Source organism: Blastococcus sp. TF02A-35 (genome assembly GCF_004571075.1).
GTDB lineage: Bacteria > Actinomycetota > Actinomycetes > Mycobacteriales > Geodermatophilaceae > Blastococcus.
In genome coordinates this window covers 1-20,736 of record NZ_SPQP01000053.1, presented here as the reverse complement: position 1 = coordinate 20,736, position 20,736 = coordinate 1, and the positions used below count along the sequence as shown (strand labels likewise).

General features: G+C 75.3%; 23 protein-coding genes and 1 tRNA gene. 11 read left to right on the top strand and 13 right to left on the bottom strand.

Going from position 1 to position 20,736, the window contains the following annotated elements:
- Nucleotides 1-185: hypothetical protein (locus E4P43_RS18040; RefSeq protein WP_135146903.1), on the top strand; the 185-nt coding region annotated here is incomplete at its 5' end.
- Nucleotides 131-655, top strand: a complete 525-nt coding sequence (locus E4P43_RS18035) for a hypothetical protein (protein ID WP_135146902.1) — start codon at nucleotides 131-133, stop codon at nucleotides 653-655. The genes E4P43_RS18040 and E4P43_RS18035, both read left to right, overlap by 55 nt.
- 64 nt (nucleotides 656-719) lie before the next feature.
- Here E4P43_RS18035 and E4P43_RS18030 read toward each other — a convergent pair.
- The 5 genes from E4P43_RS18030 to E4P43_RS18010 all read right to left on the bottom strand — a co-directional run bounded on the left by E4P43_RS18030 (nucleotide 720) and on the right by E4P43_RS18010 (nucleotide 3,086).
- Nucleotides 720-808: transfer RNA gene (locus E4P43_RS18030), tRNA-Ser, on the bottom strand.
- Nucleotides 809-818: 10 nt separating this feature from the next.
- The gene (gene tadA / locus E4P43_RS18025) at nucleotides 819-1,259 is read right to left on the bottom strand and encodes a tRNA adenosine(34) deaminase TadA (RefSeq protein WP_135146904.1); all 441 of its coding nucleotides are present in this window, start codon (nucleotides 1,257-1,259) and stop codon (nucleotides 819-821) included.
- A 20-nt stretch (nucleotides 1,260-1,279) separates the two neighbouring features.
- Nucleotides 1,280-1,927 (bottom strand): HAD-IA family hydrolase, encoded by a 648-nt coding sequence (locus E4P43_RS18020; RefSeq protein ID WP_135146901.1) that lies wholly within the window; start codon nucleotides 1,925-1,927, stop codon nucleotides 1,280-1,282.
- Nucleotides 1,924-2,427 (bottom strand): tRNA adenosine deaminase-associated protein, encoded by a 504-nt coding sequence (locus E4P43_RS18015; RefSeq protein ID WP_135146900.1) that lies wholly within the window; start codon nucleotides 2,425-2,427, stop codon nucleotides 1,924-1,926. Before E4P43_RS18015 ends, E4P43_RS18020 begins: the two co-directional genes overlap by 4 nt.
- Nucleotides 2,424-3,086, bottom strand: coding sequence for an O-methyltransferase (locus E4P43_RS18010; protein WP_135146899.1), 663 nt, complete (start codon nucleotides 3,084-3,086; stop codon nucleotides 2,424-2,426). The genes E4P43_RS18015 and E4P43_RS18010 overlap by 4 nt, the downstream gene beginning before the upstream one ends.
- 12 nt (nucleotides 3,087-3,098) lie before the next feature.
- Between E4P43_RS18010 and E4P43_RS18005 the strand changes: the two genes are divergently transcribed.
- Nucleotides 3,099-4,025, top strand: coding sequence for a prephenate dehydrogenase/arogenate dehydrogenase family protein (locus E4P43_RS18005; RefSeq protein ID WP_135146898.1), 927 nt, complete (start codon nucleotides 3,099-3,101; stop codon nucleotides 4,023-4,025).
- A 42-nt stretch (nucleotides 4,026-4,067) separates the two neighbouring features.
- Nucleotides 4,068-4,301 (top strand): DUF2630 family protein, encoded by a 234-nt coding sequence (locus tag E4P43_RS18000; protein ID WP_135146897.1) that lies wholly within the window; start codon nucleotides 4,068-4,070, stop codon nucleotides 4,299-4,301.
- A 3-nt stretch (nucleotides 4,302-4,304) separates the two neighbouring features.
- Here the strand turns inward: E4P43_RS18000 and E4P43_RS17995 are convergent, their stop codons facing one another.
- The gene (locus E4P43_RS17995; protein WP_245159232.1) at nucleotides 4,305-5,501 is read right to left on the bottom strand and encodes a helix-turn-helix domain-containing protein; all 1,197 of its coding nucleotides are present in this window, start codon (nucleotides 5,499-5,501) and stop codon (nucleotides 4,305-4,307) included.
- 261 nt (nucleotides 5,502-5,762) lie between these two features.
- On the opposite strand from E4P43_RS17995, the gene E4P43_RS17990 reads away from it, so the two are divergent.
- The 7 genes from E4P43_RS17990 to E4P43_RS17960 all read left to right on the top strand — a co-directional run bounded on the left by E4P43_RS17990 (nucleotide 5,763) and on the right by E4P43_RS17960 (nucleotide 13,822).
- Nucleotides 5,763-6,563 carry an ABC transporter ATP-binding protein gene (locus E4P43_RS17990; protein ID WP_245159231.1) on the top strand — a complete coding sequence of 267 codons (801 nt, stop codon included), beginning with the start codon at nucleotides 5,763-5,765 and terminating at the stop codon, nucleotides 6,561-6,563.
- On the top strand, nucleotides 6,556-7,338 hold the full coding sequence (locus tag E4P43_RS17985) for an ABC transporter ATP-binding protein (protein ID WP_135146894.1): 783 nt from the start codon (nucleotides 6,556-6,558) through the stop codon (nucleotides 7,336-7,338). The genes E4P43_RS17990 and E4P43_RS17985 overlap by 8 nt, the downstream gene beginning before the upstream one ends.
- Nucleotides 7,339-7,372: 34 nt before the next feature.
- Nucleotides 7,373-8,257 (top strand): branched-chain amino acid ABC transporter permease, encoded by an 885-nt coding sequence (locus tag E4P43_RS17980; RefSeq protein WP_135146893.1) that lies wholly within the window; start codon nucleotides 7,373-7,375, stop codon nucleotides 8,255-8,257.
- A 2-nt stretch (nucleotides 8,258-8,259) separates the two neighbouring features.
- Nucleotides 8,260-9,435 (top strand): branched-chain amino acid ABC transporter permease, encoded by a 1,176-nt coding sequence (locus E4P43_RS17975; protein ID WP_135146892.1) that lies wholly within the window; start codon nucleotides 8,260-8,262, stop codon nucleotides 9,433-9,435.
- 113 nt (nucleotides 9,436-9,548) lie between these two features.
- Nucleotides 9,549-10,868 carry an ABC transporter substrate-binding protein gene (locus E4P43_RS17970; protein WP_135146891.1) on the top strand — a complete coding sequence of 440 codons (1,320 nt, stop codon included), beginning with the start codon at nucleotides 9,549-9,551 and terminating at the stop codon, nucleotides 10,866-10,868.
- Between the two features lie 211 nt (nucleotides 10,869-11,079).
- Nucleotides 11,080-12,066 carry a UDP-glucuronic acid decarboxylase family protein gene (locus E4P43_RS17965; protein WP_245159230.1) on the top strand — a complete coding sequence of 329 codons (987 nt, stop codon included), beginning with the start codon at nucleotides 11,080-11,082 and terminating at the stop codon, nucleotides 12,064-12,066.
- A gap of 169 nt (nucleotides 12,067-12,235) precedes the next feature.
- Nucleotides 12,236-13,822: a substrate-binding domain-containing protein gene (locus E4P43_RS17960; RefSeq protein ID WP_245159229.1), complete on the top strand. Its 1,587-nt coding sequence runs from the start codon at nucleotides 12,236-12,238 to the stop codon at nucleotides 13,820-13,822.
- Nucleotides 13,823-13,847: 25 nt separating this feature from the next.
- Here E4P43_RS17960 and E4P43_RS17955 read toward each other — a convergent pair whose 3' ends face one another.
- From E4P43_RS17955 to E4P43_RS17925, 7 genes are all read right to left on the bottom strand, one after another.
- Nucleotides 13,848-14,750, bottom strand: a complete 903-nt coding sequence (locus E4P43_RS17955; protein ID WP_245159228.1) for a glycosyltransferase family 9 protein — start codon at nucleotides 14,748-14,750, stop codon at nucleotides 13,848-13,850.
- A gap of 11 nt (nucleotides 14,751-14,761) precedes the next feature.
- Complete coding sequence (gene rfaE2 / locus E4P43_RS17950) at nucleotides 14,762-16,120, bottom strand: D-glycero-beta-D-manno-heptose 1-phosphate adenylyltransferase (RefSeq protein ID WP_135146887.1); 1,359 nt, start codon at nucleotides 16,118-16,120, stop codon at nucleotides 14,762-14,764.
- Nucleotides 16,117-16,800 (bottom strand): SIS domain-containing protein, encoded by a 684-nt coding sequence (locus tag E4P43_RS17945; protein ID WP_135146886.1) that lies wholly within the window; start codon nucleotides 16,798-16,800, stop codon nucleotides 16,117-16,119. Before E4P43_RS17945 ends, rfaE2 begins: the two co-directional genes overlap by 4 nt.
- Nucleotides 16,797-18,011 (bottom strand): glycosyltransferase, encoded by a 1,215-nt coding sequence (locus E4P43_RS17940; RefSeq protein ID WP_135146885.1) that lies wholly within the window; start codon nucleotides 18,009-18,011, stop codon nucleotides 16,797-16,799. The genes E4P43_RS17945 and E4P43_RS17940 overlap by 4 nt, the downstream gene beginning before the upstream one ends.
- The gene (locus E4P43_RS17935) at nucleotides 18,008-19,003 is read right to left on the bottom strand and encodes a glycosyltransferase (RefSeq protein WP_135146884.1); all 996 of its coding nucleotides are present in this window, start codon (nucleotides 19,001-19,003) and stop codon (nucleotides 18,008-18,010) included. Before E4P43_RS17935 ends, E4P43_RS17940 begins: the two co-directional genes overlap by 4 nt.
- Entirely contained in the window at nucleotides 19,000-20,022 is a 1,023-nt protein-coding gene (locus E4P43_RS17930; RefSeq protein ID WP_135146883.1) for a glycosyltransferase family 9 protein, read from the bottom strand. Before E4P43_RS17930 ends, E4P43_RS17935 begins: the two co-directional genes overlap by 4 nt.
- On the bottom strand, nucleotides 20,019-20,736 hold a 718-nt coding region (locus E4P43_RS17925; protein WP_135146882.1), incomplete at its 5' end, for an HAD family hydrolase. The genes E4P43_RS17925 and E4P43_RS17930, both read right to left, overlap by 4 nt.

Here is a 20,736-nt window from a genome sequence, read left to right as displayed (position 1 = left end):
TCTTCGAGCGCGGCATGGTGGTCACCCACGGCCGCACCAAGCGCCCGTTCGCCACCAAGTACGCCCAGCAGGTGTTCGGCCGCGAGCGCGAGGTCGTCGACCTCGCCTACCCCGGCGCCGGTGGCCCTGGGTGGCGGCCGCGCTGGCCGCGGCCCTGCTCGCCGGGCTGCTGGTCCTCCTGCTGAACCTGCCCGGCGACGGGCCTGGCGAGGACGCGGCCGAGTCGCCGGCGACCACGTCGGAGGCCGCGCCGACGACCGGTGAGGAGACCGGGCCCTCCTCGTCGGCGCCGGAGGAGCCCGAGGCCCCCGCCTCGGAGGTCGTCGACGAGCCCGCCGCGGACCCGCTCAGCGCCGAGAACATCACCGCGTTCCTGGAGAGCTACCACCAGCAGGTGATCGAGGACCCGGCCGCCGCGTGGGAGCGCACCGGGCCGACGCTGCGCAGCAACATCAGCCGCGAGGGCTACATCGGGTACTGGAACGACTTCTCCGACGTCACCGTGTCCGAGGTCCAGGCCAGCGACGGGCAGACCCAGGTCACCGGCCGGCTCACGTGGGTCCGCACCGACGGCAGCGTCGAGTCGGCGGTCCGCCTGTTCACGCTCATCGAGCGGGACGGCCAGCTCGTCCTGGACAGCGAGCTCGACCCCTGAGCTGCGCCCCGGGGAACGACGGAGCCCCGCCTCCCGGGGAGGGAGAGCGGGGCTCCGGTGGTGCTGGCGGTGGCGGTGGGATTTGAACCCACGGAGGGGGTTGCCCTCACACGCTTTCGAGGCGTGCTCCTTCGGCCGCTCGGACACGCCACCGCCGAAGAGACTACAGGCCCCGCTGACGGCGGAAGAAGGCACGTAGCAGCGCGCCGCACTCCTCGGCGCGCACGCCGCCGGTCACCTGCGGGCGGTGGTTGAGCCGGCGGTCGCGGACGACGTCCCACAGCGACCCGGCGGCGCCGGCCTTGGGGTCGTCGGCGCCGTAGACCACCCGGTCGACGCGGGACAGGACGCTCGCGCCGGCGCACATCGTGCAGGGCTCGAGCGTGACGACGAGCGTGCAGCCCGACAGCCGCCAGCCGTCCCCGTGGGCCCCGGCCGCGGCCCGCAGCGCCAGCACCTCGGCGTGCGCGGTGGGGTCGCCCCGCTTCTCGCGCTCGTTGGCGGCCTCGGCCAGCACGGTGCCGTCCGGCCCGAGGACGACGGCGCCGATCGGGGTGTCGCCCCACTCCTCCGCGGCGGCCGCGAGCTCCAGCGCCCGCCCCATCGCCGCGTCCAGGTCCGGGCTCACGCCGCGCCGTCCAGCGGGAAGCCGACCAGCCCCGACAGCTCGGCGAGGGCCTCGGCGGGGTCGACGACCTTGATGGTGGCGAAGCCGAGCGCCCGGGCCGGCTTGAGGTTGATGCCCAGGTCGTCGAGGTAGGCGCAGTCGGTCGCCTCGATGCGCCGTCCGACGGCCTCGGAGAGCCGGTCGAGCGCGCGGCGGTAGATCTCCGGCTCCGGCTTCCGGACCCCCTCGGTCGAGGACTCCACGACGGCGTCGAACAGCCCCAGCAGCTCGCCGAGCCGGCCGGTGCGCTCCATCGGCGCCACGTTGTTCGACAGCAGGCCCAGCGGCAGCCCGCGCTCCTTCAGCCGGCGCACCGCCGCGACAACCGCCGGGCGCACCTCGCCCTGCAGCGCCGCCAGCACGCGGGCGGCCTCGACCCGGTGGCCCAGCGCCGCGGCCTCGGCCTCGAACGCCGCGGAGAAGCCGGCGACGTCCAGCTCGTTGCGCTCGAAGCGCGCCCACGCGTTCGAGTCGGGGTTCGTGGAGTTCAGCTGCCGGACGAGCCCCTCGGGCAGCCCCGCCTCGCGCTCGTAGGCGGCGAACGCGGTCATCGGGCTCTCGGTGATGACCCCGCCGAGGTCGAACACCACCGCGGAGACGGTCACGCCTTCACCGCCGCGGCGAGCTCGTCGGCGAAGCCGAGCCGGGTCGCGATCCGGGCCACCATCTCGTCGGCCCACAGGTCGTCGGCGGTCACGATCGGGCGCAGCTCCTCGGCGGGCAGGCCGTCATCGGCGAACAGGTCCAGGTCACCGCCGGGCCAGCCGGTCTCGTCGTCGTCGAAGGCGCCCTCGGTGTCGACGCCGATGCCGTAGCGCTCGACCACCTCGGCGGCGAGCACCCACTCGAGCATCGTCGCGTCGGAGATCAGCGCCCGCACCATCCCGCCCGGGCCGTGCCGCAGCGCCACGAAGTACAGCCGCGAGTCGACGACGAGCACGAACGGCGGCGGCCACCCACCCGCGCCCGGCTCCCCCAGCGCCCGCTCCAGCACCGGCAGCTCGTCGCCGGCGTCCTCCGCGAGCAGCTCGACCCGCCACCGCGCGCCGTCCCGCGCCACCCGGACGGCGAACCCGGAGCGGCCGTAGAGGCCCTCGCCGATCATCGCTTGCGCAGCAGGGTCAGGCCGTCGGCCAGCGGCAGCAGCACGGTCTCCCAGCGCGGGTCCGCGGCCAGCGACGCGTTCAGCGCGGCCAGCGCGTGCGCCGACTCGTCGTCGGGGTCGAGCACCCGGCCCGAGCGCAGCGTGTTGTCCAGCAGCACCACGCCGTTGCGGGTGAGCCGCGGGTGCAGCTCCTCGACGTAGGCCGCGTACCCGGTCTTGTCGGCGTCGACGAAGGCCAGGTCGAAGGTCTCCTCGGCCGGCAGCGCCCGCAGGCTCTCCAGCGCGTCGCCGATCCGCAGCTCGACCCGGTCGGCCACGCCCGCGCGCTCCCAGTACCGCCGGGCGACCGCCGTCCACTCCTCGCTGCGGTCCAGGCAGAGCAGCGAGCCGTCCTCCGGCAGCCCCTCGGCGATGCACAGCGCGGAGAAGCCGGTGAACGTGCCGATCTCGACGGCCCGCCGCACACCGAGCGCCCGGGTGAGCAGCCGCATCAGCACGCCCTGCTCGGGCGCGATCTGCATCGTGGGCGACGCCTCGCCGCGCTCGGCCATCTCGGCGGTCTCGCGGATGAGGTCGGCCATCACGTCGTCGACCGGGTCCGAGGCGGCCTGCACGTACTCGGCCAGCTCGGCGGTGAGGAGGAACGAGCGGGGCGTCATAGCCTGTAGATCATGGCCGACGTCCCCGCGTTCCCGGTGCCGACCATGCCCGCACCTCCCGTCGGCGTCGTCGGGCTGGGGCAGCTGGGCGGCTCCCTGGCCGCCGCCCTGGTCGCCGCCGGCCGCGAGGTCAGCGGCTGGGACGTCGACCCCGTGGCCCGGGAGGCGGCCGCCGCGCGCGGGGTGCGCATCACCCAGGAGCTCTCCGGGGTCGTGGTCCTCGCCGTCCCGCTGCCGGCCATGACGACGGCGCTGCACGGCCTCGCGGTGGACCCGGCGGCCACGGTCACCGACCTCGGCTCGGTCAAGGTCCCGGTCGTGGAGGCGCTGGGCGCGGCGTTCGGCGGCCGGTTCGTGGGCGGTCACCCGATGTGCGGCACCGAGCGCTCGGGCCACGAGGCGACCGACCCGGCCCTGTTCGCCGGGGCCCGGTGGGCGCTCTGCCTGGAGCCGGGCACGGAGCTGCCGCGCTGGCTGCGCGTCGCCGAGGTGGCGCTGGCCGTCGGCGCTGAGGTCGTGCCGGTGACGGCGGCGGAGCACGACGACGCCGTCGCCGCGATCAGCCACGTGCCGCACCTGCTGGCCGCCGCGCTGGCCGCCGCGGCGGCCGACGCCGGGCCGCTCGCCCTCGCCCTGGCCGCCGGCAGCTTCCGCTCCGGCACCCGCGTGATCGGCAGCGACCCGGCGTTCGTGACGGCGATGGTCGAGGGCAACGCCGGGCCCACCGCGGCGGCGCTGGACCGCGTGCGCGCCCAGCTGGACCGCCCCTGGCCCGAGCTGGTCGGGGCGGGGCACGCGGTGGCCCGCCGGCCCACGGGACGGCGCACCGTGCGGGTGCCGCTGGACCGCTCGGCGCTGCTGGCCCTGGGCCGCGCCGGCGGGGCGGTGCACCGGCGCCTGGCGGCCTTCGTCGAGGGCTGGGTGCCCGACGCCGGCTGAGCGCCCCGTTTCGCGCCCCCGTCGTCGGGCAGGGACGAGGGCATGGACGAGAACGACATCCTCCACCGCATCCACACGCTGGTCGACGAGGAGCACAAGCTGCGGGACAGCAGCGAGCACACCGACGAGACCCGCGCCCGCATGAGCAAGCTCGAGGCCGACCTCGACCAGTGCTGGGACCTGCTCCGCCAGCGCCGGGCCAAGCGCCAGTACGGCGAGGACCCCGACGAGGCCGAGGCGCGCCCCGAGCCGCAGGTGGAGAGCTACCTCCAGTAGCCCCTAGGCGGAGCGGGTGGTCGGCTGGCGGCGGCCGGTGCCGAGCAGCGCGAGCTGCCACAGCAGCCGGGACCGCGGGTCGGTGAGCTTGCGCCCGGTGACCGACTCGATCCGCCGCAGCCGGTGCATGACCGTGTTCCGGTGGCAGTAGAGGGCGTCGGCCGCCCGGGTCGGCGACCCGTCGGCGGCCAGGAACGCCTCCAGCGTGTCCAGCAGGACGGTCTGCTCCTCCTCGGGGAGGTCGAGCAGGCCGCCCAGCGACTGCCCCACCAGCCGTGAGCTGATCTCCGGCGAGTTGCTCAGCAGCGCCTCGGGCAGCCGCTCGTCGATACTGACCACGCGCTGGTCGCCGGCCGGCAGCGTGCGGGCCGCGGTCTCGGCCAGCCGGTAGGCCGCGCCCGCGGCGCCGGCGCCCTCGACGACGTCGGAGACCCCCACCGGGCCCCGCGCCACGCAGGTCAGCAGGGCGACGAGGTCGTCGGCCCGGACGGCGCCGAGCACCACGAAGCCGACCTGGGCGTCCCCGCGGCTGCCCCAGACCGACCGCACGCCGCGCTTGAGCAGCGCCTCGGCCGGGGCGTCCAGCGCCGGGCAGCCGTCGGGGCCGGGCAGCGCCACCGCGGCCATCAGCCGCCCGTCCAGGGGCATGGCGAGGAGCTCGGAGGCGCTGCGGACGAAGGCCGGGTCGCCGCCGCGGCCCTCGATGAGCCCGTCCAGCACGTGCTGCCGGGCCACCTCGTCGGCGCCGGCCAGCCGCCGCTGCTCGTCGCGGTAGCCCTCGGCGACGGCGGCGCAGTCGGCGTCGTTCGTCCGCCACACCGAGCCGGCGACCTCCAGGAGCAGGACGTCCTGGCCGTGCCGGCTGCGCTGCGACACCGACAGCAGCGCCTCCCAGGTGACCTGGCCGCCCAGCCGGTAGGCGCGCAGCACCGCCTCCAGGGGCACGCCCTGGGCCGCGCGGCGGCGGCCGACGGCCCGCGCACCGGCCCGCGACTGGTCCGCGTGGTCGGACCAGCCGGCGATCAGGGTCCGCAGCCCGCCCTCGAGGTTGCGCCGGGTCGAGGCCCGCAGCTCCTCCTCCGGGACGAGCAGGTCGCGGTAGGCCGGCTCGCTGCGCAGCAGCACCTCGAGCATGCGGTCGGTCATGTCCTCGAGCTCGGCCATGAGCAGCGGCGCGAGCTCGGCCAGGCGAGCCGACACCTCCGGTCGGAACGGATGCACCGCTCACCTCCCCGTACGTGACGCACAGCACAACGCGGCGTCTCGATCCCTGTGCAGTGCGCCCATTGTGACGGCCAACACGGGCGGGCAGTCTCAGCGGGACGTACTCGTGACCCAATCGTCGCCGTCCCGGGCTCACCGGTTCGGCGATCTCCCCGACCCAGAGGAGCTGTGGGCCCCTTGGCGCAGCCGACCGGCAGCCAGCGAACGACCGGATCACCGCCCACCGCACGGCTCGAGATGACCGGGATCAGCGTCGCCTTCGGCGGCGTCCTCGCCCTCTCCGACGTGTCGCTGACCGTCGAGCCGGGCCAGGTACACGGCCTCATCGGCCCGAACGGCGCCGGGAAGACGACGTTGTTCAACGTCGCCTGCGGCCTGGTGCGCCCGACCGAGGGCCGGATCTCCTGGCGCGGCGAGGAGCTGCGGCGCCTCCGCCCGGCCCAGCTCACCTCGCTGGGCATCGCCCGCACCCTCCAGGGCGTCGGCCTCTTCGCCGGCATGACGGTCCTGGAGAACGTGATGGTGGGCGCCCACCGGCACGCCCGGGCCGGCTTCCTCTCCGCGCTGCTGGCGCTGCCGACGTCGGACAAGGACGAGCAGCGGCTGCGCGAGCGGGCGATGACCGCGCTGACCGAGCTCGGGGCCGCCCGGTACGCCGGCCGCTACCCCGGCTCGCTCCCCTACCCGGTGCAGAAGCGCGTCGCGCTGGCCCGCGCCCTGGTCTCCGAGCCCGACCTGCTGATGCTCGACGAGCCCGCCAGCGGTCTGAGCGAGGACGAGATGCACGAGCTGGGCGAGCTCATCCGCTCCCTGGCCGGCCGGGTGAGCGTGCTGCTCGTCGAGCACCACATGGACCTGGTCATGCGGGTGTGCGACCGGATCACCGTCCTGGACTCGGGCAAGCAGATCGCCGCCGGCACCCCGGCGGAGGTCCAGGCCGACCCCGCCGTCACCGAGGCCTACCTGGGCGACGCGGTCGACGCCGAGGCCGACGCCGCCGAGCTGACCAACGCCGACGGAGGACGCACCCATGACTGAGGCACACGGCGCCACGGCGGTCTCCCGCTCCGGCGGGAGCGCGGCCTCCGGCGGCACCGCGACCACGGGCGGGCTGCTCCAGGTGGAGGACCTGACCTCCTCCTACGGCCCGGTCCGCGCCCTGGACGGCGTCTCGCTCACCGCCGAGGCCGGTCGCATCACCGCGGTGCTCGGCGCCAACGGCGCCGGCAAGACCACCCTGCTGCGCACCATCAGCGGCCTGGTCCGCCCGGTGTCGGGCCGGGTCCTGCTCGAGGGCCACGACATCACCAAGGCCCCGGTCGAGTCGATGGTCGCCAAGGGCATGGCGCACGTCCCCGAGGGCCGCGGCGTCATCGCCGAGCTGACCGTGGACGAGAACCTGCGGGTCGGCTCGCTGTTCCGCGGCAAGGTCGGCAAGGACGAGTTCGACCGGGTCTACGACCTGTTCCCGCGGATCGCCGAGCGCAGGAACAACGCCGCGCACACGCTGTCCGGCGGCGAGCGGCAGATGCTGGTCATCGGCCGCGCGCTGCTGGCCCAGCCGCGGATCCTGCTGCTCGACGAGCCCTCCCTGGGGCTGGCGCCGCGGATCGTGGCGCAGATCTTCGGCCTGCTCCGCCAGCTGGTCGACTCCGAGGGCCTGTCGGTCCTGCTGGTCGAGCAGAACGCGCGCAGCGCCCTGTCGGTCGCCGATGTCGGCGTCGTCCTCAACCTCGGCCGGGTGGTGGTCACCGACTCCGCCAGCACGCTGATGGCCGACGAGGACCTCCGGCACGCCTACCTCGGTTTCTGACCCTCCCGCTCTGCCAGGAAGGCTTCCCACTGTCGTGGACTACTTCGTCAACGTAACGATCACCGGGTTGACCCAGGGCATGATCTACGCGGCCTTCGCGCTCGCCCTGGTGCTCATCTGGCGCTCGACGCGCATCGTCAACTTCGCGCAGGGCTCGATGGCCGCTGCGACCACCTTCATCGCCCTCTCGCTCATCCAGGCCGGCGCGTCCTACTGGGTGGCGCTGGTCGTCGCGCTCGCCTCGGGCTTCGTGCTCGGCGCCATCGTCGAGCGGGTCATCATCCGCCCGGTCGAGGGCGGCCCCGAGCTCAACGCGGTCATCGTGACGCTGGGCCTCTTCGTGGCCATCCAGGCCGCCATCGCGATCATCTTCGGCTCGTCGTTCCAGTCCTTCCCCACGCCCTTCGGCGTCCGGGGCTTCGAGATCGGCGAGACGACGATCCCGCTGACCCCGACCAGCCTCTACGTGATCGGCGCGGTCCTGGTGACCATGGCGCTGCTGGTGGCGCTCTTCCGCTTCACCCGCGTCGGCCTGGCCATGCGCGCGTCGGCGTTCAGCCAGGAGGTCGCCCGGCTGCTCGGCGTCAAGGTGGGCGGCATGCTCACCCTCGGCTGGGGGCTGGCGGCCGTCGTCGGCTCGCTGTCGGGCCTGCTCATCGCCGGTGGCACCTTCGTCTACCCGGCGTACATGGACTCGCTCATCGTCTTCGGCTTCGTCGCCGCGATCATCGGCGGCCTCGACTCCCCGGTCGGCGCGATCGTCGGCGGGCTGATCCTCGGCCTCGCGCTGAGCTACGTGAGCGGCTACGCGCCCCGCGGCAGCGCCCTCGTCACCATCTCCGCCCTCGTGATCCTCATCGGCGTGCTGCTGGTGCGACCCGGTGGCCTGTTCAGCAGCACCACGGCCCGGAGGGCATGACCATGAGTGACCTGCAGAGCTCCCCGTCCGCCGCCGGCAAGGCGACCGACGAGGCCCCGGTCGTCGCCACCGCCGGCGCCAACGCCTCGTCGGCCCAGGCCTCGGCCGAGCGGTCCTTCCTGCCGCAGTCCACGCTGCTGCGCCACCTGCTGGTCCTGCTCGGCTCCGCCGTGCTGGCGGTGGCCCTGCTGGAGCTGAGCACCCCGTACCAGAACTCCCAGCTGGCGACGCTGACCTACTACGCCATCGCCGCCGGCGGCCTGACCGTGCTCACCGGCATGAACGGGCAGATCTCGCTGGGCCACGGGGCGCTCATGGCCGCCGGCGCCTACACGACGGCGCTGCTCCTCGACGCCGACGAGCCGCTGCCGCTCCCGGTGGTCCTGCTGGCCTCCGTGCTGGTCGCCGTCGCCATCGGTGCCCTCGTCGGCGTGGCCGCGGCCCGCCTGCACGGGCCCTACCTCGCCGGCGCGACGCTCGCCCTCGCGGTCGGCCTGCCGGGGCTGGCGATCTACTTCCACGACATCTTCGGCGGCGAGCAGGGAATGCGGGTCCGCGCGCCCCAGGCCCCCGAGGCGTTCGAGAGCTTCATCGACGTCGTCTCGGGCAACAACGCCTCGAGCACCAAGTGGCTGGCCTACCTCGGCACGATCTGCCTGCTCATCACCTACTTCTTCCTCGCCAACCTGGTGCGCAGCCGGATCGGCCGCACCTGGCGCGCCGTCCGCGACCAGGAGGTGGCGGCCGAGCTGGCCGGCATCAACCTGGGCGCCTGGCGGGTCCTGGCGTTCGTCGTGAGCGCGGCGGCCGCCGGCCTGGCCGGCGCGGTCCTGGCCCTCGTGGTCCGGCTCGCGGCGCCCAGCGGGTTCACGCTGGTCCTCTCGCTGTCCCTGCTCACCGCGATCGTGCTCGGCGGTCTCGGCAGCCTGGTCGGCGCCCTCCTGGGGTCCGCGCTGCTGGTCTTCCTGCCGCCCTTCGCCCGCGACATGGGCGCGAGCTTCGGCCTGGACCAGACCGAGGCCGCGCAGGTGGCGCCGTTCGTCTACGGCGTCGTCCTCATCGTCGTGATGATCTTCGTCCCGGCCGGCTTCGTCGGGACGATCCGCCTCCGTCGCATGAACGCCAAGGCGAAGAAGGCGATGGCCCAGGCAGCCGCCGACGCTGCCGGCAGGAGGTGAGGACGACCCCCTCGACCCGCCGAGTTCGGCCGATCCACCCCACCCAGACTCCCGGGCACCGACGCCCGGGCCGCATCAGAGGAGAACTGTTGTCCAGATCCTCCCGTCGTCTCATGACCGTGGTCGCCGCGGCGACCGTCGCCTCCACCCTCGCCGCCTGTGGTGGCAGCGATGAAGGCGGCGGCTCCTCCGGCGGTGGCGAGAACGAGGCCTCCGACACCGGCGTCACCGAGACGTCGATCAAGCTCGGCGCCCACTACCCGCTGACCGGTGTGGCCGCTCCCGGCTACAGCGAGATCCCGACCGGCGTGAAGGCGTACTTCGACTGCCTGAACAAGGAGGGTGGGGTCTACGACCGCACCGTCGAGTTCATCTACAAGGACGACGCGTACAACCCCGCCCAGACCAGCCAGGTCACCAACGAGCTCGTCCTCAACGACGAGATCTTCGCGATGATGAGCGGCCTGGGCACGCCCACGCACAGCGCGGTGGTGGACTTCCTCAACGACGAGGGCGTCCCGGACCTCTTCGTCTCCTCGGGCTCGCTGATGTGGGGTGACGACCCGGAGACCTACCCGATGTCGTTCGGCTGGCAGACCGACTACGAGAGCGAGGGGAAGATCATCGGCGAGTACATCGCCAACGAGTTCCCCGACGCCAAGGTCGGTCTCTTCCTCCAGGACGACGACTTCGGCGAGGACGGCGAGGCCGGCATCCGCCAGTACATCGACGACCAGATCGTCGCGGCCGAGCGGTACACGCCGGGCAACACCAACGTCGGCCCGCAGATCGCGGCCCTCAAGGCGGCCGGCGCCGACTTCGTCGTCGGCTTCAACGTGCCCAGCTACACCGCGCTCTCGCAGCTGACCGCCCTGCAGCTGGGCTACCAGCCGCAGTGGTTCTACTCGAACGTCGGCTCGGACCCGAACCTGGTCGGCGGCCTGCTGAACCGGTTCAGCGAGGGCAAGGTCACCGACGCCGCCCTGCTCGACGGCGCGCTCACGACCGGCTACCTGCCGACCGTGGACATGACCGACAACCCGTGGATCACCGAGTTCCAGCGGATCTGGCAGGAGTGCGGTGGCGAGGGCGAGCTCACCAACTACCGCGTCTACGGCATGTCGCAGGCCTACACGATGACGCAGGCGCTGCAGGCGGCCGGCCAGAACCCGACCCGCGAGGGCCTGGTCGAGGCCGTCGAGGCCGTCGGCGGCGAGTGGGAGGGCCCGGTCTTCGCGCCGTTCCGCTACTCCGAGGACAGCCACATGGGCACCAGCGGCATGACCATCGAGCGGATCGTCGGCAACGGCTCCGAGGAGGTCCAGGGCGTCCGGGTGACCGACATCGGTGACGCCGAGATCGAGGAGTTCGACGGCGAGGCCGCCACGCCGCCGGCGAACGCCATCCCCGAGGAGGAGGCGTACGAGGGCTGATCCCGCCTCGACGCTGAGTTCCAGCACCACCTGCCCCAGCACCACCTGACGGCGGGCCGTCGGTCTCCTCCGGGAGCCGGCGGCCCGCTGTCGTGCGTCGCACCCCCGAGCACGTCACCCACCTGCGCGTCCGCCGAGGTGTGTGCCCGACCCGGCCGGGTAGGAGGGCCGGGGAGGCGCCCGTCCGGGGCGCGGTGAGGAGCGCACAGTGGTGACCGGTCCGGTACGCGAGGCACGCACGATCCGTCGGGCGGTCGTGACCGGCGGCGCCGGCTTCCTGGGCTCGCACCTGTGCGAGCAGCTGCTCGACCGCGGGGTCGAGGTGGTCTGCCTGGACAACTTCCTCACCGGCTCCCCCGAGAACGTCCTGCACCTGATGGAGCACCCGGGCTTCCGGCTGGTGCGCTGCGACGTCACCGACTTCGTGCACGTCCCCGGCCCGGTCGACCTCGTGCTCCACTTCGCCTCGCCGGCCAGCCCCATCGACTACCTCAAGATGCCGATCGAGACCCTCAAGGTCGGCAGCCTGGGCACCCTGCACACCCTGGGCCTGGCCCACGAGAAGGGCGCCCGCTACGTCCTGGCGTCCACCTCCGAGGTCTACGGCGACCCGCTCCAGCACCCGCAGACCGAGGAGTACTGGGGCAACGTCAACCCGGTCGGCCCCCGCGGTGTCTACGACGAGGCCAAGCGGTTCAGCGAGGCCATGACCACCGCCTACCGGACGTCGAAGGGCACCGACACCGGCATCGTGCGGATCTTCAACACCTACGGCCCCCGCATGCGGGCCGACGACGGGCGCGCGATCCCCGCGTTCGTCGGCCAGGCGCTCGACGGCCGTCCGCTGACCGTCGCCGGGGACGGGTCCCAGACGCGCTCGATCTGCTACGTCGACGACACCGTCGCCGGCATCCTCGCGATGGCCTTCTCCGACCAGCCGGGACCGATCAACATCGGCAACCCCGACGAGCTGTCCATGCTGCGGCTGGCCGAGTGGATCGTGGAGCTCACCGGCTCGTCGTCCCGGATCGACTACATCGACCTGCCCGTCGACGACCCGAAGGTCCGCCGACCGGACACCTCGCGCGCCCAGGAGCTGCTGGGATGGCGGCCCCGCGTCCGGTCGGAGGACGGGCTGCGGCGCACGGTGGAGTGGTTCGCCGCCCAGCGGGGGGCCCTCCACGCGCAGGCGGTCTGACGACGCTGTGACGAGCGCCGGTCACTGGAGGTGACCGGCGTCACAACGCCGACCCGTCCGGCCCCTCTAATCTGGACGGCGCGGGCTCGGGGGGAGCCGCACCAACCCCGAGTCGATCCAGAGAGCGAGCATGGGCCGCCACGCCGATCCCACAGCCCAGCGCCGTCCGGTGCCCACCGTCCTCCTCGCCACAGGCCTCGCAGTGCTCCTGCTGGTCGGCGGTCTCGCCTGGTGGCTGACCGCCGGCGGGTGCGGTGACCGCACCACCGTCGACGTCACCGTGGCCCCGGAGCTCGGCGAGCTGACCGAGGAACTGCTCACCAAGGTCGCCGAGGACGAGGACGCCTGCGTCGACCCCGTCGTGACCGCGCAGGAGCCGCTGCAGACCGCCGGTGACCTCGGGGCGCTGGACGCCGAGGCCCTGCCGGACGTCTGGGTCCCGGACTCCTCGCTGTGGGCCGCGCGCGCCGGCTCGGCCGAGCTCGACGGCGCCGGCTCCATGGCGCTCTCCCCCGTGGTGCTGGCCACCAGCCGGGCCGCGTCCGACCAGCTGGGCTGGTCCGGCTCGGCCCCGTCGTGGGGCGAGGCCCTGAGCACCGGCCGCCCGCTAGCCGTGCCCGACCTCGCCGCCAGCGCCGAGGGCCTCTCCGCGCTGGCCGCGGTGCGCAGCTCCCTCGGCGGTGACCAGGACGCCGACAACGCCGTCGTGCAGGCGGTGCTGGCCGCCGCCCGCAACACCGTGCCCTCCCCCGCGGACGCGCTGAGCGCCGGCAGCGAGGGCAGCGCCGACGCGCCCCTGGTCCCGGTCAGCGAGCAGGAGGTGTTCGCGGCGAACGCGCAGTCGGTCTCGGCGAACCTCGTCGCCGTCTACCCGGCCGAGGGCACGCCGTCGCTGGACTACCCCGTCCTGCGCGTCGGCTCGCCGTCGGGTGACCAGCAGGAGGCCGTCGACGCCGTCGTGCGGCGGCTGCTGTCCGAGGAGGCGCAGACCGCCGTCCGGGAGGCCGGGTTCCGCGGCCCCGAGGGCAGCGCGCCGCCGGCCGCAGGCCCCGAGAGCGGCATCGCCCAGGAGGCCCCGCAGGCCATGACGATGGACCCGGGCGCGGTGCAGGGCCTGCTCGAGCGGCTCTCCAGCCTGGCGGCACCCTCGCGGCTCCTGGCCGTCTTCGACGTCTCGAAGTCGATGGAGGCCCCGGTCGGCAACGGCAACCGCGCCACGCTGGCCCGCGACGCGGCCAAGAGCGCCCTCTCGCTGTTCCCGGACAACTCCGCGATCGGGCTGTGGGTCTTCGCCCGCGCCCTGGAGGGCGACCGCGACTGGGTCGAGCTGGAGCCCATCCGCGCGCTGGCCGCCGACGCGGACGGCGAGACGCAGCGCGCGAAGCTGCAGGCCGAGCTGGACACGATCCCCGGCCGTCTCTCCCCCGGCGGCACCGGCCTCTACGACACCGCGCTGGCCGCGGTGCGGGCCGCCCGCGCCGACTTCGACCCCCGCGCGGTGAGCAGCGTCGTGCTGATCACCGACGGCCAGGACGAGGACAGCGACAGCGTCGGCATCGACGAGCTGGTGCGCACGCTGGAGGCGGAGAACGACCCCGACCGCCCGGTGAAGGTCATCGGCATCGCCCTGGGCCCGGACGCCGACCTCGGCGCGCTGGAGCGGATCACGGCGGCGACCGGTGGCGGGGCGTACTCCGCCGTCGACGAGAACGACCTGCAGACCGTCCTCTTCGACGCCCTCCGCCAGCGCGGCTGAGCGGGCCGGCACCCGGCGGGGGCGCTCAGAGGAGGGCGTCGAGCGCGGCGGTCACCTCGTCCACGGTGACCTTCGCGAGGGCGGGGTCGAGCTCGGTGCCCCAGGGGTCGCCGGTCCCGTCCCCGTGCCACAGGACGACGTGCTGCTCGCGCGGCGGCGGTCCCCACAGCGCCGGCGACACCGGGCCGAACAGCACCACCGAGGGCCGCCGGTAGGCCGTGGCCAGGTGCGCGACGCCGGTGTCGCCGCAGACCACGACGCGGGCGGCCGCCACCACGGCGGCGAGCTCCGTCGACGTCGTCCGGCCGGCGAGCACCGCGTCGTCGCCGAGGCCCGCTGCCTCCGCGACCGAGCGCGCCAGCCCGACCTCGGCCGGCCCCCCGGTGACGCGCACGTCGTGGCCGGCGGCGGCCAGGTGCCGGGCGACGGCGGCGAACCGGTCGGGCGGCCAGCGGCGCCCGGGGTAGGCGGCACCGGGGTGGACGACCGCGACGTCGCGCGCCGGCGGCGGCACGTCGGGGACGGCGAGGTCCAGGGCGTCGGGGTCGGCGGGCACGCCCAGCCCCTCGGAGACCAGCCGGCACCAGCGCCGCACCTCGTGCTCGTCGGCGTACCAGGTCGGCCCGGGGTAGCCGGGGCTGTCGAAGGTGAGCAGCCGCGCGGGGTGCAGGTCGGCGACGACCACGTGCGAGGCCGGCCCCTTGCCGTGCAGGTCGACGGCGAGCTCCGGCGGCGGGCCGGCCCAGTCCAGCGGCTCCAGCTCGCGGGCGGGCAGCACCTCGTCGACGGCGTCGACCAGCTCGGCCAGCGGCCGCAGCGCCTCGGTCGTGGCGAGGACCAGGTGGTGGTCGGGCACCGCGGCCCGGACCGCCCGGATCGCCGGGACACCGGTGAGCAGGTCCCCCAGCCCGAGCGGCCGGAGGACCACGGCCGTGGGCCTCACACCCGCGAGCGCTCGACCAGGGCCGTGGTCGAGTGGCCGTCCAGGTAGGGCAGGACGACGGCCTGGCCGCCCCACGTCCGCAGCACCTCGGCCTCGGGCAGGTCGGCGCCCGCGTAGTCGCCACCCTTGGCCCACACGTCGGGGCGCAGCCGCTCGAGCACCTCCGAGGGGGTGTCCTCCTCGAAGACGACGACGGCGTCGACGAACTCCAGCGCCTCGAGCACGCGGGCGCGGTCGGGCGCGCTGTTCAGCGGCCGCGACGGGCCCTTGAGCCGGCGCACCGAGTCGTCGGAGTTGATGCAGACGACCAGGCAGTCGCCCAGCCCGCGGGCGGCCCGCAGCGTGGCCACGTGCCCGGGGTGCAGCAGGTCGAAGCAGCCCCCGGTGGCGACGACGGTGCCGCCGGCGGCGCGCACCCGCGCGATCACGCCCTCGGCGCCCGGCTCGGCCACCGCGACGGGGGCCTGGTCGGTCGCGTCCCAGGCCGTGGCGCCACCCCGCGCGACGAAGGCGCCGGCGAACGCGACCGCCGTCGACACCGCCTCGCCGGTCACCGCGCCGTCGGCGAGCGCGAGCGCCGCGGCGGCCGCGAAGGAGTCACCGGCGCCGCACGGGTCGCCGCCGGTCACCGGCACCGCGGGCACCACCATGGGGGCGCCCGTGCCGTAGGAGAGCAGCGCGCCGCGCGCGCCCATCGTCACCGCCACCCCGCCGACGCCCCAGCGGGAGATCAGCGCCTCCGCCCGGGCACCGACCGCGGCCAGCCCCTCGCCGGGCACGTCGGGCACCACGCGGGCGGCCTCGGCGGCGTTCGGCGTGACCAGCCGGACGCCGCGGACCGGGTCGGCACCGCGCGGGTGCGGGTCCCAGACGACCGGGCCCCGGGCCTCGGCCAGGGCGGCGCGGACGGCGGGGTCGGCGGTGGTGCCACGGCCGTAGTCGGCCACCAGCACGGCCGCGGCGTCCCGGATCGCGGCCACCGCCTCGGCCGGCAGCTCGCCCAGCGCGGCCACCGGCGAGCCGGAGTCGAGCCGGGCGACCGAGTGGTCGCCGACCCGCACCCGCTGCTTGACGGCGGTGCCACCGGTGGCCGGGATCTCCACCAGCCGCACCCGGCCGGCGAGCAGGGCGCGCAGGCGGTCGGCGTCCTCGTCGGAGTCCATGGGCGCGACCAGCACGACCTCGCGGGCGCCGGCAGCCGCCGCGATGACCGCCGCCAGCGCCGCGCCGCCCGGGCGCTCGCGCCGCTCGATGTCCTCGACCACGGGGACGGGCGCGTCGGGGGTGAGCCGCGAGGCGCTGCCGACGAGGTCCACGTCGAGCAGCGCGTCGCCCAGGACGACCAGCGGTCTCATCGGGCCGCCTCGAACGACGGCCCGGTCGGCACGCGCGAGGGCTCGGCGAGCACGGCCTCGTCGAAGGCGGCGCAGACCAGGTGCAGCGCGACCAGGTGGCACTCCTGCACCGTCGCGGTCCACGGGGAGTCGATGCAGACGGCGTCGTCGGCCACGGCGGCCAGCGGGTTGGGCGCGGGACCGGTCATCGCCAGGACGGTGATGCCGCACTCGCGGGCCCGGCGCGCGGCGGCGACGGCGTTGGGCGAGCGGCCCGAGGTGGAGAGCAGCACCAGGACGTCGCCCGGGCGGCCGTGCGCCTCGACCTGCCGGGCGAACAGCTCGTCGGCCGGGTAGTCGTTGGCGATGGCCGTGAGCGAGGAGGTCTCCGCGGTCAGGCAGATCGCGGAGAACGGCGGCCGGTCGGCGCGGTAGCGGCCGACCAGCTCGGCGGTGAGGTGCTGGGCCTGGGCGGCGCTGCCGCCGTTGCCCGCGGCCAGCAGCCGGCCCCGGGACTCGGAGCACAGCACGTCGGCGACGAGCTTGCCCCACCGGTCGAGCGCGCCGAGCTGGCCGTTGAGCGAGGCCAGTGCGGCGGTCAGCGAGGCGACGTGGTCGGCCCCGGTGAGGTGGGTGCAGGTGTCGGGCGAGGGCACCTCGAGGGCGACGTTCTCCCGGAACGAGTGCGGCGGGATGCTCATCGGGCGACCTCCACGGGACGACGGCGGGCGAGGACCTGCCGGTAGACGGTTTCGGTGTCGGCGACGACCCGGCTCCAGCGGTAGCGGGCGCGGGCCCGCTGCACACCGGCGGCGCCGTACGCGGCGCGGCGGTCGTCGTCGGCCAGCAGGGCGGCGACCACCTCGCCGAGCCGCGCGGGGTCGCGCGGGGGGACCAGGTCGCCGGTGACCCCGTCGGCGACGGAGTCCTGCAGCCCGCCGACGGCGGTGGCGACGACGGGACGCCCGCAGGCCATGGCCTCGAGCGGGGTGATGCCGAACGGCTCGTACCAGGGCACGGCGAGGACGACGTCGGCGGAGCGGATCCAGGCGGGGACGTCGGCGCGCGCGACGGCGCCGGTGAACACCAGCCGGTCGGCGACCCCCGCCTCGGCGGCCACGGCGCGCAGCCGGCGCACCTCGGGGTCGCCGTCCAGCTCGTCCAGCGGCGGGCCGCCGACGACCACGAGCTCGGCGCCGGGGACCGCGCGCAGCGCCCGCACGGCGTCGTCCTGGCCCTTGCGCTCGACGATCCGGCCGAGCACCAGCAGGCGCTGCCGGTCCGAGCGGGGCGCGACCGGGCCGCGGGGGGTGAACACCGAGGTGTCGACGCCGCACGGCACGATCGACACGCGGTCGCTGGTCAGCCCCAGCCGGCGCAGCTCGAAGACCTCGTCGGAGCAGGTGGCGACGACGTGGCTGACGTCGCGGCACAGCCCGCGCTCGAGGTCCACCCGCTCGGCGGGCGAGGTGTCGGCGTCGCCCTGGTGGCGGCGCTTGACAGAGCCGAGGGCGTGGAAGGTCTGCAGCACGGGGACCGGCCGGAGCAGGCTGGCGGAGGCCTCGACCGACGCCAGGCCGCTCATCCAGAAGTGCGCGTGCACGACGTCGGGCGGGGTGGCGGCCCAGCCGTGCCGCAGCACCCGGGCGAAGGCCGGCATGTGCTGGAGCAGCTCGTCCTTGGGCAGCGCCTCGGCCGGGCCGGCGGTCACGTGCACGACGTTGTAGCCGTCCTGGACGACCACGCGCTCGGGCAGCGCCGGGTCGTCGCGGCGGGTGTGCACGGTGACCTCGTGCCCGCGCTCGGCGAGCCCGGCGGCGAGCGCCGCGACGTGCACGTTCTGCCCGCCGGCGTCGACGCCGCCGATCGCGGCGAGCGGGCTGGCGTGCTCGCTGACCAGGTCGATCCTCATCGGGTCACCTCTCCCAGGAGCGCGTCCCAGTCGCGCAGGAAACGGTCCAGCCCGTAACGGTCCAGCGCCGCCGCGCGGGCGGCCTTGCCGGCGATCCGGGCGGCGTCCTCGTCGTGGACCAGCTCGCGGACGGCGGCCCACAGCCGGTCGGGCCGGGTGGAGAGCACGCCGGCCTCGGCCGGCACGGCCTCGACGGCCTCGGTCGTGGCCAGCCCGACGACGGGCAGGCCCAGGTGCATCGCCTCCAGCAGCGACAGGCCCAGCGACGTCCAGCGCACCGGGTGCACGTAGACCCGGCGGCGGGCCAGCTCGGCGTGCATCGCGGCCTGCGGCGGGTCGTCGTGCAGCGTGACCCGCGCCGGGTCCAGGCCGTAGCGCTCGTGCAGGCCCGACAGGCCCATGCCGAACACGTCCACCGGGGCGGCCGAGGCGAGACCCGGCAGCAGGTCGGCGCCGACGGTCCGGCCCCGGCGGACCGGCTCGTTGGTGACGACGGCGGCGTGCGGCAGCTCGCCGGTGTACCGCTCCCCCGGGTCGACGATGCCGTGCTCGATCACGGTCGTCGGCGCCCGGCCGTTGTCGTAGAAGAGCTCGTTGAAGTACGTGACGTGCACGATCGGGATCGCGCTCTGGTCGGCCATCGGGTGCCGGGTGTGCGGTACCGGTCCGTCACCCGGCTCCAGGCCCGGCGCGTTGTGCTCCAGGAACACCGCCGGCAGGTCACGTCCGGGCTCGCGGCCCAGCCACTCGCGGACCAGCTCCAGGTCGCGGGGCCGCTGCAGGACGACCACGTCGACGTCCTCGTCGCGCAGCTGCTCGGGCGTCACCTCCCGGGCCGAGGCCGGCCAGTCCCAGGTGCGCGCCCGCCCGAGCCCGTCGGGGCTGCGCCCGCTCCCACCCGGGGCCTCCACGACGGGCAGCAGGTACTCGTGCCGGCCCTGGACGAACGCCGTCGTCCACGAGCCGTGCACGTGCCAGAGCAGGACCTTCACGCACTCACCAGCTTCTCCACGGCGGCGACGACGTCGGCTGCGCTCACCGACGAGAGGCAGGGGTGGCCGGGCACCGGGCACTCGCGGGCCCGGGTGCCGGCGCAGGGTGCGGCCTGGTCGCCGAGCAGCACGGTGGGCACCCCGTAGGGCGCCCAGCGCTCGGCCGGCACGACCGGCGAGAAGAGGGAGACGACGGGGGTGCCGACGGCGGCGGCGAGGTGGGCGGGGCCGGTGTTGCCGACCACCACCGCGGCCGCGCCGTCGAGCAGCGACGCCATCTCGGCCAGCGAGGTCTCCCCGCCCAGGTCGGTCCCGCGGGTGCCGGCCACGGCCGCGGTGAGCGCGCGCTCCCCCGGGCCGCCGGTGACGACGACCCGGTGGCCGGCGTCGGCCAGCGCCTCGACGGCCTCGGCGCAGCGCTGCGCGGGCCACGCCCGGGCCGGCACGGAGGCGCCGGGGTGCACGACGACGTACCCGGGCGACAGGTCGTGGCCGCGGTGGGCGTGCGCGACCGGGGGCAGGGGCCGTCGCACGGAGAGCCGGGCGTCGTCGCCGGCCGGCAGCTCGAACCCCGCCGCCCGGGCGAGCGAGAGCGCCCGCTCGGGCTCGGGGATGTCGTCGTCCACCTGGTGCCGCACGTCCAGCAGCGAGCCGGGGTAGTCGACGCTGATCGCCGAGATCCGCGGCACCCCGGCCGCCCGCAGCACCAGCGCCAGGGGCAGGGGCGACTGGTGGAAGGACGTGGAGATGACCGCCTCGTCGGGCGCCAGCGCCCGGATCCGCGTCGCGAACGCGGTCAGGTCACCGGTGTCGACCGGCGGCGGGTCACCGAGGATCCAGGGGCAGGCCCAGGTCCAGACCTCGTCGACGCCCGGGAGCAGCCCGGCCGCCGCGGAGCCCGCCGGACCGGCCAGGAAGACGACGCGGTCGGCCCCGTGCGCGACCGCGCGCACGAGCGGCCCCTGGAGGAGCACGTCGCCGGCGTTGTCCAGCCGCGCGACGAGCACCGTGCGGGTCACCAGCGGCCGCCCAGCACCTGCTCGACCGCACCGGGCAGGTCGGGAGCGAGGCGCGGGGCGGCGGAGACCTCCTCGCGACGGGTCACGGGGGTGGGCACGAGGATGCCGCTGGCCCCCGCTGCGGCCGCCGCCTCGACGTCGGCGCCGATGTCACCGATGACGACGCAGCGCGCCGGGTCGACCCCGAGCTCCGCGCACGCCGCCTTGACCATGCCGGGAGCGGGCTTGCGGCAGGCGCAGCCGTCCTCCGGGCCGTGCGGGCAGTACTGGACCGTGTCGAAGGGGCCGACCAGCTCGTCGAGCCGGGCCATGCACGCCTCGACCTGCTCGCGGGTGATCAGCCCGCGGGCGACGCCGGACTGGTTGCTCACCACGCCGACCCGCACCCCGCGGGCGCGCAGCCGGTCCAGCGCCTCCTTCGCGCCCTCGACCGGGCGGACCCACTCGGGGTCGCCGTTGTAGGGGAAGTCGTGCACCAGGGTGCCGTCGCGGTCGAACAGCACCAGGTCGGGCAGGCCGCGCCACTGCGGCACGCCGACGTGCTGGACGACCCCGCGCAGCCAGTGCCAGGTCGCCAGCGGAGGGATCAGCGCGCTGGTCAGGGCCATGGTGGTCACCTCGGCCCTCGTGCGGGGGCCGGGCGCGATCCGCCGCCAGGCGAACTCCGCGGTGCCGGCGGCCCAGACGGCGGCGGCCGCCAGCGCGGCGCGCGGA